Raw genomic sequence first — 11687 nt, forward strand, 5'->3', positions numbered from 1 at the left:
CCTCGGCGAGGGAGCGACACGCCGCGGACCTGGCCGGATGCGCTCAGCCGATTCCCACCACTCCCCGGGACTTACCCCAGATGCCGGGCGTGCAGATCAACCGAGAAGCGTACCTCCGAAGCGAGTTGAAGCGATTCTGCACCCAGGACCAGATCGAGCGAGCGATTGCCAAAACGCCCGCAGAGGCGGGCGTTTCTCTCGCCGTGGTCGACAAGATCGCGAACAGCGTGATCAGGTACGAGACAAGCAAGGTCACCGCGATCTCGACACTAACCGGCATCCCCGGAGGTATCGCTGCATTTGGCACAGTGCCGGCCGACATCGCGCAGTATTACGGGCACGTCCTGCGCGTCGTCCAGAAACTCGCCTACATCTACAGCTGGCCTGAACTCTTCGACAGCAACGGCGACGGACTGGACTCCGCGACCGAGAGCATGCTCACTCTGTTTATCGGCGTGATGGTCGGGTTGAACGCGGCCCAGATCGGTGTGGCGCAGGTGTCCGCGATGATTGCAAAGGAACTGACCAGAAAGCTGCCGCAGCAGGCTCTAACGAAGGGTGTCATCTACCCGGTGGTCAAGAAGGTGGCGTCACTGCTGGGCATTCAAATGACCAAGCAGGTCTTTGCGAAGAGCGCCGCAAAGGTCGTGCCGCTAGTGGGTGCGGCCGTCTCGGGGGGCCTCACCTTCGCCACCTTTAGGCCTATGTCGAAGCGGCTCCAGAAGCATCTTGCGACTCTGCCGCTGACCAAGCTCAGGCACGAAGACGCGCCGGCTGGGGTTTGGAACCCCCGGGACTGCCTTCCCAAAACGCTGTAAGCATGTCACCCGCGGCACCCACCACCGACCCAGTTGATTTCGCTACTGCAACGAAATTCAGGGCAGTTTGCCATCGAAGATGGGCCGCATGAAGGTGCGCTCGTAACGGAGCACACAGCCGCTCCGGTCTCGGATCGCGTTGGCCGCGCGAAACTCGTCGTCGGAATCGAACAACGCGCGGTACCGCTCGTACGCGGCGAGGGACTCGAACGAGAAGAGAGCCAGCGCACGGTCGCTGGCACCCTCACCGGGAAGGAAGTATCCGTGGTGGGTACCGCCGTGTTTGTCGACGAGCGCGATCCATGCGCGAGCGAACCGCTCGAAGTCGTCGGTTTTCGCCGGGTCGATCGTGTACTCCACAACGCACGTGATCATGACGCGAGGGTAATGCCGCAGGGGTGTACTCGGGCGGACGAATCACAATCCGGTCAGCGACTTCCACATAGGCGCACCGGCCCGTCACCACGCAGATGCTCTCCGGCCGTACCGGGCGACGTAGTGCCACACTCTCTTCAGATCCTGTGGGTCGACGTTCCCCACCCGAGCTGGTCCGAGTGAATACGGTGTGATCCACCCGTGCCGGGCGACCGAGCGAGCCACCTGGACCACCGCGTTCCCTCGGTACTCCGGATGAGCCTCGGCTTGTTCTATCGCAAGTCTGTAACCGTCGTGCCACAGAACAGCACAGGGCATCGTCCTTGCGACCTCATCGAACCGAGTGCCTCGGTAGCTCGGGTCCAGAACGAGTGCCTCGACGTCACATTCGATGTTGATGGGTCCGTGCACATGGGCCTCGATGTAGTGGTCGAGCGGATCGTCGAACTCGGCAACCGCCGCGGCCTGCAGCAGATGACTCGATGTCTCCGCGGTCCCGAACAACTGTGGTTCGTGCACGCTGTCGGGAAAGCAGAACGTGGTGCGCTCGAGAGTGTGCTCAGCCAGCACGAAGTACGACGACCCGAACCGCGGCGAACCACCGTAACCATCGCAATGACGGTCGAGGGAGCCGTACTTGGGACGATCCGACGCCGGGCGGGAGTCGTAGACACCACCGAACATCCGGCTTTCCCACCGCCACCGATCACCGCCTTCGAATGCCGTGAGTCCACCATTGCCCGTATTCGTCTCGAACTGCGAGAGATAGGCGCCACGACGGGCAATTGCGGACAGCGTCGACAGCCCACGGTACGGAGCATCCGGATGAAAATGCATCGTCACCCGCATCGACCCGCCGATGCTCTCCCCCGCAGCCGACGCACGTACGTGGGCAACTGCGGCCTCGGCCGAATCCACCGATCCCTCCATCCCCACTCTCCCGCCGTGCGACGCTACAACTCCAACCACGCCGTTGCACAGTGCATTCTGACTCGAGCTGCCGCCCGCACTCCGATTGAACACGATTGCGCTGCACGCCACTCCGGGAGTAGCCGTCGATCCGACACGAATATCGAGGGCCGGCACGATCTCGCGCACGGTGCGCGACCCGACGACAATCAGAGGATCGTCTCGACCGCGCGTTGCAGGGTGTGTGCGCTGGCTTCGAGTGCGGCACGTTCCTGTTCCGTCATCGGGGGCTGATGCATCTGGCTTACTCCGGCGCGGCCGAGCACCGAAAGCAACGACATCGTGACTCGGTACTCCGGGTGGTATCCGGCGACGGTGAAGACGGCCCGCTCGTCGCGCAGAACCGCTTCGGCCAGTCGTGCGCTCACCGCGCCGATACCGTACTGGCTCGCGCCGATCCCTTCGATGATGTTGATGTTGGCATAGCGGATTTCTGCCTCCACCCGGTCGCGGATCTGCTGACCCTGCTCGGCCAGCAGGTCGAGTACCGGCACGCCCGCAGCGGTGGCCGACGACCAGAGCAGCACCTCGCTGGTGCCGTGTTCGCCGATCACGAAAGCCTGGATATCGCTGGGACTGACTCCGAGATGATCGCCGAGGTGGACCCGGAAGCGCAGACTGTCGAGCACGGTGCCGGTGGAGAACACCCGGTCGTGCCCTGCCAGCACACGGGTCAGGTCGGCCAAGGGGTCCGGCGGGTCGGTGACCACCATGATCGTGGCGTCCGGTGCTGCCGCGACGAGTCCGGGGATCAACTCCCGATATACCCCGGCATTGTGTTCGAGCAACCGCAGTCGGCCCGCCGGGTCGCTCCGGTCGGTCGCGCCGCCCGCGGCTTCGTTCTCGCCCGCTGTGACGATCAACAGATCCGCGCCATCGAGGTCGTCTCGCCCGCCGGCGCGCACGTCCACCGGCGGAACCAGCGGCGTTCCGTAGCGCATGTCGAGCGCCACTGCCTGTGCCCGCTTCACGTTCTTGTCCACCAGCACGATTTCCCTGGCGGTCCCCCTGCCCAGCAGTGCAAGGGTGGTAGCCGATCCGACCGCGCCGACCCCCACCACGCCGATCTTCACGGCCGCCGCCGAGGACGAGGCGGATGGATCGGAACCGATGTGCAGCAGTGTGTTTCGCGAAGCCCGGGGATACTTGTCACGTTGTGGATCCTTGCCGTAGGTCTGCGCCTTCAGCGTGTGCGGAGGTGGTCCGCTTGCTCGGCATTCCGTCGAGTCCAGTACACACCGTGGTCACGGCTTCCGGAGTGAATCCCGCACGACCAGATCGACGTCGACGCCGGTCTTCCGGCGTGCCGGCACCCTGCGCGTGCATCCCGACAGCTGGCCGGTATACGAAAGGAAGCGAATGCGCTTGTAACAACGCCGCGTTCGGCCCCGATTCGTTCGGTGAAGGCTGTCACTACCACGTCAGGAGCGGAACATGGGATCGGTCGAGATCATCACGTGGCTTCAGGAGGGTGCGAGCCAGGGAGACCCCATCCGGGGGCCGCTCTACGTCATCACCTTTATCGCACTGGGCCTGTACAGCGTCCTCTTCGAGGGTGCCATCATCTGAGCCCGGCACTGTTCACCGTGTCAGGTGCAGCAGTTCGGGTCCAGTACGACGCGCAGCGCTTCGAGTGCGTCCGTTCGTACACGGTGGTAGACGTTCATTCCGTTGCGGGTGGATTCCACCATTCCGGCTTTCCGCAGCTGCCCGAGATGGTGACTGACGGTGGATTCCGCCAGGTCGACGGCCGTGGCGAGGTCGCATGTGCACACTTCGCCGGCGGGGTCGGTGAGCAGGATCGACATCAGCTGGATGCGGGTCGGATCCGCCAGCGCTTTGAGGCGGAGCGCCACTTCGAGTGCAGCGTTGCCGCTCATCGGGGCAGCGGACACCGGTTCGCAGCAAATCGGTGTGGTGATGTCGACGACGGGCAGTGCCTTGGGCATGGGAACTATTCTGCCGACCTCCTTGACATATGTCAAAAAGGTGGACCACACTGGAAGCCGCTAATTCGATGTATGTCTCACACGTGGAGGTTCCCATGTCCCGCGCTCAGCTCGCACTCAACGTCGACGACCTGTCCGAGGCCGTTGCTTTCTACTCGAAGTTGTTCGGTGCCGAGCCGAACAAGCTCCGACCCGGGTATGCGAACTTCGCCCTGTCGGAACCGCCGCTCAAGTTGGTGCTCCTCGAGAATCCCGGCAAGGGCGGTTCGCTCAATCACCTGGGCGTCGAGGTCGAATCCAGCGAGAAGGTGCACGAGGAGATCGCCCGGCTCACCGATGCCGGACTGTTCACCGAAGAGGAGATCGGCACCACGTGCTGCTTCGCGACGCAGGACAAGGTGTGGGCCACCGCCCCGGACGGCGAGAAGTGGGAGGTCTACACCGTGCTCGCCGACAGCGAGACCTTCGGTACCAGCCCCACGCTGCTCGCGGACGAAAACTCCGGTGCGGCAGCGTGTTGTGGCTCGGCCGCCTCGTCTGCCGCTACCGAACCCGTCGCCGGCATCGGCGCCGCCGCGGAGCAGCCGACTTCGTGCTGCTGACGCCCGAACCCCGGTCGTCCTCCCGGGTGTGTGTCCGGGAGGACGGGGGCTGCCGGTGTCCGGCGTGATTCAGGATGCGGTGGAGGCGGGGACTCGGACGAATCGCTTTCGCAGCGCGAGCGAGACGTACACGAGCGCAACGAGTACCGGCACCTCGATCAACGGGCCAACCACTCCGGCCAGTGCCTGTCCCGACGTGACGCCGAACGTCGCGATCGCCACAGCAATCGCCAGCTCGAAGTTGTTACCGGCGGCGGTGAATGCGAGCGTCGTCGTCCGCTCGTACCCGAGGCCCACGGCGGCACCGAACAGGTAACCACCGCCCCACATGAGAGCGAAGTACGCCAGCAACGGCAATGCGATCCGCGCGACATCCCAGGGCTGTGACGTGATCCGGTCGCCTTGGAGCGCAAAGAGAATGACGATCGTGAACAGCAAACCGTACAGCGCCCACGGGCCGATCTTCGGAATGAACCGGGTCTCGTACCACTCCCGGCCCTTGGCCTTCTCGCCGAAGTGCCGCGTCAGGAAACCGGCGACCAGGGGGATGCCGAGGAAGATCAATACCGATCCGGCAATCTGCCACGGCGACACATCGAGCGTGGTCTGCTCGAGCCCGAGCCAGCCGGGCAGCACCGAGAGGTAGAACCAGCCGAGCACGGCGAACATGACGACCTGGAAGACGGAATTGATCGCGACCAGCACGGCAGCAGCCTCGCGATCACCACACGCGAGGTCGTTCCAGATGATCACCATCGCGATGCACCGCGCCAGTCCGACGATGATCAAGCCCGTGCGGTACTCCGGCAGGTCCGGGAGCAGCAACCACGCAAGCGCGAACATCAGGGCGGGGCCGAGCACCCAGTTGAGCACCAGCGACGAGATCAGCAAGGTGCGGTCGCCGGTGACCGTGTCGAGGCGGTCGTAGCGGACCTTCGCCAGCACCGGATACATCATGATCAGCAGACCCAGTGCGATCGGCAAGGAGATGCCATCGATCTCGATGACGCTCAATGCGTCCCCGAGTCCGGGGATCATGCGGCCCAGCAGGAGACCGGCGACCATGGCGACGCCGATCCAGACGGGCAGGAACCGGTCGAGGGTCGACATCTTGCCGACGACCGGCGGACGTCCGGTGGTGGCGGTCACGAGAGTGTCTCCTGGAGTGGGTCGTTCGGCGAGCAGGACGAGGCGGGCAGCGCTCCGGATTCGATCGCCAGCACTGCGGACAGTTCTTCGAGAGCGGCGGGGACCACTCGGTAGTACACCCAGGTGCCGCGACGCTCACAGTCCAGCAACCCGGCTTCGCGCAACACCTTGAGGTGGTGGGAAATGGTGGGCTGCGCCAGGTCGAAAGCGGGACTGATGTCGCACACGCATGCCTCGCCACCCTCGTGGCTCGCGACCATGCTGAGCATTCGCAAGCGCACCGGATCACCGAGCGCTCTGAACATCCGGCCCAGGTCGGCAGCTCGCTCGGAGGACAACGGCTCACGCCCGATCGGCGGGCAGCATGGCGCGACCACGCTCGACAACTGATTCGACATATGTCTATATTGACGTTCATCGATACAACGCGTCAAATGGGCCTCGCCGGAAAGGACCTTCTATCTTGTCCACTGCTTCGGTGCTGTTCGTGTGTGTCAAGAACGGCGGAAAGTCCCAGATGGCGGCAGCGCTCATGCGCAAGTCCGCCGGCGACCGCGTGGGCGTCCATTCGGCCGGCACAGCGCCCGGATCGTCCCTCAACGCCTTGTCGGTGCAGGTACTCGACGAGGTCGGCGCACCGACCGCCGGCGAGTATCCCAAGCCGATCGATCCGCATCTCCTGAGCGAGGTGGACCTGGTCGTCACCCTGGGCAGTGAAGCCCGCGTCGATGCGCCCGCCACCGTCGTCGTGGAGGACTGGATCACCGACGAACCGTCGGAGCGCGGTATCGACGGGATCGAGCGTATGCGTCTGGTCCGCGACGACATCGCCGCGCGCGTCGACGAACTCACCGCCCGGTTGCTCACGGCCGCGGACGGACGATAACCCGACTCGTTCCCGTGGGCCACCCAGGGCGAGCGTGAGTGAAATCTCGGTCTCGCCGTCGCCCGCGGGCGTTAGGGTTCGACCGTGCGCAGGAGATTCGGAACACCGCCGCCTCGTCGTGCGCTCGGGGTGACCATGTCGGTGTTCGACACGACTGCACAAGAATTGGGCTTCGCTCTCGACGCCGCACAACAGCGTGCGGCCGAGGTCCTCGCGGACTCCGACCGGAACGTGTATCTCTGGGGTCCCGTGGGCAGGGGCAAGAGTTGGCTGATGGCAACCTATTTCGCCGCAGTACCGACCGACCGGAAGAAGCGCATCCACTTCCACGAGTTCTTCCGCGATCTGCACCTCGCCATCCGGCGACACCGCAGCAACCTTTCGGCCGCCTTGGACGAACTGCTGCACGACGTGGACCTACTGTGCTTCGACGAATTCCACGTTCACGACCCGGCTGACGGAAAGTTCATCGCCCGGTTGATGCCCGCGCTTCTCGACCGGCGCGTCCGGGTAGTTCTGACCTCGAATTACCCGCCCAGGTCCTTGCTTCCCAACCCGCTGTTCCACGACGACTTCCTCCCCACGATCGAATTGATCGAGAGTTCCCTGGCGGTCGTCGAGATCGACGGTGCTCTCGACTACCGCACCACATCCCGGCACGAGGCAGGGTTCGCCGCCGGATGGTGGGTCTCGCCGGGAACGGCCGAACAACGTGCTCGTCTCGGGCTCCGCTCACCACACCCCGACGAGCGGCGAATCCTCACCCCGGCGGGCCACCCTGTGCATGTCCGCCGGGCCACGGGACATTCTCTCTGGTTCGATTTCGGCGAACTCTGCGGAACCACCACCGCCCCGGTCGACTATCTCGCGCTCGCGGCGCACCACTTCGATTGGGTGATCGACGGTGTGCCGGATCTTCGCACCGTCGGGAGGGAACCGGCCCAGCGTTTCGCCAACGTCGTCGACGTGCTCTATGACCGAGACGTGACTCCGGTTTTCCTCGCGGCCACGTCGGTGGACAGCCTCGTCGGCGGTGCTCGGCTTCCCGTCGATATCGCACGGATCGTGAGCAGGCTAGGACAACTGGGAACTGCGGCACACGAACCGTAAGCACGTTCCGCCGACTTTCCGGATCGGGAGACGCCCGACCTCGTGTCGTTTACCGTCGAGCGATGAACGCCGACACCACGCGGTCCGCAGCCGTCCGGGTACGAGACGCATTCGAAAAGATCCTGGGTATCCGAGTGCCCGTGCGGGTTCGATGCTGGGACGGTTCCGTCAGTGGGCCGGACTCGCCCGCGACGGTGGTGTTCCGCAACCGCCGCGCGATCCGCAGAGTGTTGTGGTCGCCGGGCGAACTGGGACTGGTGCGCGCGTATATCGCCGGCGACCTCGAGATCGACGGCGACGTGTACGCGCTGTTGTCACTGCCCGGTCTTGTGAACCGGGTCGGGGCGTTCGATATCCGGGACGCCCGCCGGGCACTCGGCGGTGTCTGGGAGTTGGCCCGTCTCGGCGGCGTCGGGCTGCGGCCGCGACCGCCCGCGGTCGAGGTACCGCGCCGGCGCGGCATCAAGCACAGTCGCGCCCGCGACGCGTCGTCGGTGTCGCACCATTACGACGTCGGCAACGCGTTCTACCGGATTTTTCTCGGTCCGAGCATGGTGTATTCGTGCGCGTACTGGGACGAGACGGCCGACGGTCTGGACGCCGCGCAGCGCGCCAAGCTCGACCTGGTGTGCCGCAAACTCGGCTTACGGCCGGGGATGCGACTGCTCGATGTGGGCTGTGGGTGGGGGTCGATGGCGATCCACGCTGCGCGCCACTACGGCGTCGACGTGGTCGGCGTGACGCTGAGCCGCGAACAGGCGGCGTGGGCACGGAAAGCCGCAGCGGAGGCGGGCCTGTCGGATCGGCTCGAGTTCCGTGTCCAGGATTACCGCGATGTCGACGACGGGCCGTTCGACGCGATCTCGAGTATCGGGATGTCGGAGCACGTCGGGGATGCCGCGCTGCCCACCTACGCCGCCACACTGCACGGACTGTTGCGGCCACAGGGTCGGCTGCTGAACCACGCCATCGCCGCGGTCAGCACCCGAGATCCCGGCGGTAACGACAAGCCGGGCCTGATCCAGAACTACATCTTTCCCGATGGCGAGATCCTGCCGCTGAGCCGCACCGTGGACGCGTTCGAGCAGGTCGGTCTCGAAGTGCGCGACAGCGAGGCATTGCGCGAGCACTATGCGCTCACGCTCCGGGAATGGGTGCGCCACCTGCAGGAATCGTGGGACGATGCTGTCGCCTCCGTCGGTGCCGAACGAGCGCGCACATGGCTGCTGTATCTCGTGGCCAGCGCTCTCGGATTCGAGGAACCCGGCAGGCTCACCATCCACCAGGTGCTCGCCGTGCGTCCCGCAGACGACGGAGCGAGCGGTGTGCCCCGGACGCGATCACAGTGGCTCGCCCCCGCGTCGACGACGCGTGAGCCGGACGCTGCCGAAGCCCCCTGACCGCGTCCGGGACGGTTCGAAGAGGTCACGACGGCGGAAACCCTCCGGTGGCTACCGGTCCCCAGCGCTCGATGCGGATGCGGATCAGCGACTTGTTCTGGCGGGCCATGGCCTCGCGGTATTCGTTCCAGTCCGGGTGTTCCCCCGCGATGCTCCGGTAGTACTCGACCAGTCCGTCCAGTGCGTCGGGCATGTCCAGGACTTCGGCATGTCCATCGACCTGCACATACGGTCCGTCCCAGTCGTCCGACAGCACACACACCGACACGCGGGGGTCCCGCCGGACATTGTGGGACTTGGCTCGTTGCGGATAGGTGGAGACGACGATGTTCCCCTCGGCATCGAGGCCGCAGGTGACGGGCGACATCTGGGGACTCCCGTCCGCACGGAACGTCGTGAGGACCCCTCGGTGGCGTGGACGGAGAAACTCGAGAAGTTCGTCGCGCTCGACCTTGTCGGCAGTGGCTGTGCGAGGCATGTCGGACCTTTCGCTCGGGGGCGTCGTCGTCCCACCGTGGATTCTGCGCCGGAAAGTATTGATAGGCAAGCGCTGACTTGCCTATAGTGGGGAGGTGGTCACCGTCTATCGTGCGCTCGACGACGAGACGAGGCGCATCATTCTCGACGAATTGGCGGCGAGCGACGGCAAGACACTGTTCGAAATCTGTTCCCGTCTCACGATGGAGCACGGGCTCGGCCTTACACGCCAGGCGATTTCGCAGCACCTCGGCGTTCTGGAGTCGGCCGGGCTGGTCGTCACCGAGCGACGGGGCAGGTCCAAGTTCCACTACTTCAATTCGGAGCCACTCACCGAGATCACCAGGCGATGGCCCATCGGCGAAGGAAGAGAACCATGAGACTCGACATGACGAGCGTGTACGTCGACGACCAGAGGGCAGCCCTCGAGTTCTATACCGAAGTGCTGGGATTCACGAAACGCCACGAGATTCCTCTCGGTGACGACTGGTGGCTCACCGTCGTCTCACCCGATGCTCCGGACGGTCCCGAACTGCTGCTCGAGCCGTCGCATCACCCCGCCGTGAAGCCCTACCGGGATGCACTGGTGGAGGACGGAATTCCCTTGGCGCAGTTCACAGTCGACGATGTCGACGCCGAGTTTGCGCGGCTGACCGCACAAGGGGTTGTCTTCACGCAGCCGCCGACCGATATCGGCATGGTAATCGTCGCGGTCTTCGACGACACCTGCGGCAATCTCATCCAGATCGTCGCGCCGAAGCCGGATCCGGTGGGTGAAGCACCACTTCCGCAGTGATCACAGCACCCCGAGTCGCACGGTCACCGGCCAGGTGATCCGCCGTCTCCGGGTCGGCTCACCCCAGAGGCTGCGCAGGTCCGCCGCGAAGGAGTGGAGCATCGGCGTCTGCTGGGCGGCTTCGACGGCACGTACGGCAGACCACGTCGAGATATAGCCGAGTGTGTCGTCCACGGCCCACTCTTGGTGGATCTCCATCGGCGGTGCCGGGACCTCCGTGAACGGGAATTCGATATCGGCGTATCCGTTGTCGACGAGTCGCCGTTCCGGAGACCAGTACGGTCCGATCTCGAACCGGTAGAAGTCCTGGAATCGCGCGTCGAGGTCCGGCCCGAACTGCATCACGCCGTAACTGACGAGCGCGAGCACCGCCTGATCGGCCGCGATCCGGCGCACCTCGGAATAGAACGCACGCCGATCGAACCAGTGTGCCGCCTGCGCTGCCGTGATCAACGCGGTGCTCCGGTCGAGGATCGGCATGTTCTCGGCGGCGGCGACGACATACCGAACCCCTTCGGCCGCACGAGCATTGCGAAGTTGATCGACGCTGGGGTCCGACCCGACGACCGTATCGAAGTACGGGACGAGTTGTGTTGTCAGCTGGCCGTTTCCGCAACCGGCATCGACCGCGAGCCCATACGACGGAGCAAGGGACGCCAAGAACCTCGCCAGGCCGGCGGGGTACTCGGGACGGAACCGTGCGTACGCCTCGCCGCCCCGATCGAACCAGTTCTTCGGTGGCCCTCCCTCTGCCTCGGACACGCTCGTCCCCTTCCGTGGGTGGCCGGCGTACCCACCAGCCAGTAGTCGACCGTCGGGGCTGTGCGCCGTAAGGAAAACGTTAGGAACGGTACCTCGGGGCGTCAGGATTCCGCATGGATCCACGTCGCCGGCCCGGAGGAGTGCCAGCGTGGCATTTCGGGCGCCGACCGGCGCTCACTGCGCCGACGACAAGGGAAGACGACATGGCAGACACCGCGTATGTGGTGCTGATCCTCGCGGGATTCGTTACGTGCGCGCTGGTGCTGCGCGCTCTGCGGTCGGACGGTGAGAACCGATGACCTGGGCCGGAGCGACGAGCGTCGTGCTCGTCCTGATCGCCGCGGCACTGGTGATCTATCTGCTCGCCGCGCTGCTCGACCCCGAGAGGTTCTGA

17 protein-coding genes are annotated in these 11687 nt (G+C 65.0%); 9 read left to right on the top strand and 8 right to left on the bottom strand.

The genetic code is table 11. The features are described from left to right. The first annotated feature begins 50 nt into the window (after positions 1 to 50). A complete protein-coding gene (locus tag HF886_RS15555) occupies positions 51 to 818 on the top strand; it encodes a hypothetical protein (protein WP_346765389.1) in 768 nt (255 codons plus the stop codon). 57 nt (positions 819 to 875) lie between these two features. Here HF886_RS15555 and HF886_RS15560 read toward each other — a convergent pair whose 3' ends face one another. From HF886_RS15560 to HF886_RS15570, 3 genes are all read right to left on the bottom strand, one after another. Beyond that, entirely contained in the window at positions 876 to 1193 is a 318-nt protein-coding gene (locus HF886_RS15560; protein ID WP_169652798.1) for an NIPSNAP family protein, read from the bottom strand. Between the two features lie 84 nt (positions 1194 to 1277). Then, a complete protein-coding gene (locus HF886_RS15565; protein ID WP_346765384.1) occupies positions 1278 to 2111 on the bottom strand; it encodes a DUF3626 domain-containing protein in 834 nt (277 codons plus the stop codon). A gap of 200 nt (positions 2112 to 2311) precedes the next feature. Further along, on the bottom strand, positions 2312 to 3235 hold the full coding sequence (locus HF886_RS15570; RefSeq protein ID WP_169652800.1) for a lactate dehydrogenase: 924 nt from the start codon (positions 3233 to 3235) through the stop codon (positions 2312 to 2314). A 361-nt stretch (positions 3236 to 3596) separates the two neighbouring features. Here HF886_RS15570 and HF886_RS21290 point away from each other — a divergent pair, with 361 nt between their 5' ends. Beyond that, a complete protein-coding gene (locus HF886_RS21290; RefSeq protein ID WP_277350460.1) occupies positions 3597 to 3731 on the top strand; it encodes a hypothetical protein in 135 nt (44 codons plus the stop codon). A 20-nt stretch (positions 3732 to 3751) separates the two neighbouring features. Here the strand turns inward: HF886_RS21290 and HF886_RS15575 are convergent, their stop codons facing one another. Then, the gene (locus HF886_RS15575) at positions 3752 to 4111 is read right to left on the bottom strand and encodes an Rv2640c family ArsR-like transcriptional regulator (protein ID WP_169620978.1); all 360 of its coding nucleotides are present in this window, start codon (positions 4109 to 4111) and stop codon (positions 3752 to 3754) included. Between the two features lie 95 nt (positions 4112 to 4206). Between HF886_RS15575 and HF886_RS15580 the strand changes: the two genes are divergently transcribed. After that, positions 4207 to 4713 carry an ArsI/CadI family heavy metal resistance metalloenzyme gene (locus HF886_RS15580; RefSeq protein WP_169620979.1) on the top strand — a complete coding sequence of 169 codons (507 nt, stop codon included), beginning with the start codon at positions 4207 to 4209 and terminating at the stop codon, positions 4711 to 4713. A gap of 69 nt (positions 4714 to 4782) precedes the next feature. Here the strand turns inward: HF886_RS15580 and arsB are convergent, their stop codons facing one another. Both arsB and HF886_RS15590 read right to left on the bottom strand, forming a co-directional pair. After that, positions 4783 to 5823 carry an ACR3 family arsenite efflux transporter gene (gene arsB, locus HF886_RS15585; protein WP_169652876.1) on the bottom strand — a complete coding sequence of 347 codons (1041 nt, stop codon included), beginning with the start codon at positions 5821 to 5823 and terminating at the stop codon, positions 4783 to 4785. Between the two features lie 35 nt (positions 5824 to 5858). Beyond that, positions 5859 to 6260, bottom strand: coding sequence for a metalloregulator ArsR/SmtB family transcription factor (locus HF886_RS15590; RefSeq protein WP_169620980.1), 402 nt, complete (start codon positions 6258 to 6260; stop codon positions 5859 to 5861). Between the two features lie 65 nt (positions 6261 to 6325). Here HF886_RS15590 and HF886_RS15595 point away from each other — a divergent pair, with 65 nt between their 5' ends. The 3 genes from HF886_RS15595 (at position 6326) to HF886_RS15605 (ending at position 9258) form a co-directional block, all read left to right on the top strand. Beyond that, a complete protein-coding gene (locus HF886_RS15595) occupies positions 6326 to 6748 on the top strand; it encodes a low molecular weight phosphatase family protein (RefSeq protein WP_240955169.1) in 423 nt (140 codons plus the stop codon). An 84-nt stretch (positions 6749 to 6832) separates the two neighbouring features. Beyond that, the gene (zapE, locus tag HF886_RS15600; RefSeq protein WP_346765385.1) at positions 6833 to 7858 is read left to right on the top strand and encodes a cell division protein ZapE; all 1026 of its coding nucleotides are present in this window, start codon (positions 6833 to 6835) and stop codon (positions 7856 to 7858) included. A gap of 62 nt (positions 7859 to 7920) precedes the next feature. Beyond that, complete coding sequence (locus HF886_RS15605; protein ID WP_169652802.1) at positions 7921 to 9258, top strand: cyclopropane-fatty-acyl-phospholipid synthase family protein; 1338 nt, start codon at positions 7921 to 7923, stop codon at positions 9256 to 9258. Between the two features lie 25 nt (positions 9259 to 9283). Here the strand turns inward: HF886_RS15605 and HF886_RS15610 are convergent, their stop codons facing one another. Beyond that, on the bottom strand, positions 9284 to 9736 hold the full coding sequence (locus tag HF886_RS15610) for a PPOX class F420-dependent oxidoreductase (protein WP_169652803.1): 453 nt from the start codon (positions 9734 to 9736) through the stop codon (positions 9284 to 9286). Positions 9737 to 9830: 94 nt separating this feature from the next. Between HF886_RS15610 and HF886_RS15615 the strand changes: the two genes are divergently transcribed. Together HF886_RS15615 and HF886_RS15620 are read left to right on the top strand one after the other, a co-directional pair. Then, complete coding sequence (locus HF886_RS15615; RefSeq protein ID WP_169620984.1) at positions 9831 to 10115, top strand: metalloregulator ArsR/SmtB family transcription factor; 285 nt, start codon at positions 9831 to 9833, stop codon at positions 10113 to 10115. Further along, entirely contained in the window at positions 10112 to 10531 is a 420-nt protein-coding gene (locus tag HF886_RS15620; protein ID WP_169620985.1) for a VOC family protein, read from the top strand. The genes HF886_RS15615 and HF886_RS15620 overlap by 4 nt, the downstream gene beginning before the upstream one ends. Here HF886_RS15620 and HF886_RS15625 read toward each other — a convergent pair whose 3' ends face one another. Continuing rightward, a complete protein-coding gene (locus HF886_RS15625; RefSeq protein WP_169652804.1) occupies positions 10532 to 11293 on the bottom strand; it encodes a class I SAM-dependent methyltransferase in 762 nt (253 codons plus the stop codon). It lies immediately after the preceding gene. 295 nt (positions 11294 to 11588) lie between these two features. Between HF886_RS15625 and kdpF the strand changes: the two genes are divergently transcribed. Beyond that, positions 11589 to 11687, top strand: a complete 99-nt coding sequence (gene kdpF, locus HF886_RS15630) for a K(+)-transporting ATPase subunit F (RefSeq protein WP_169620987.1) — start codon at positions 11589 to 11591, stop codon at positions 11685 to 11687.

This window comes from Rhodococcus sp. 105337 (assembly GCF_012844225.1).
Lineage (GTDB): Bacteria > Actinomycetota > Actinomycetes > Mycobacteriales > Mycobacteriaceae > Rhodococcus.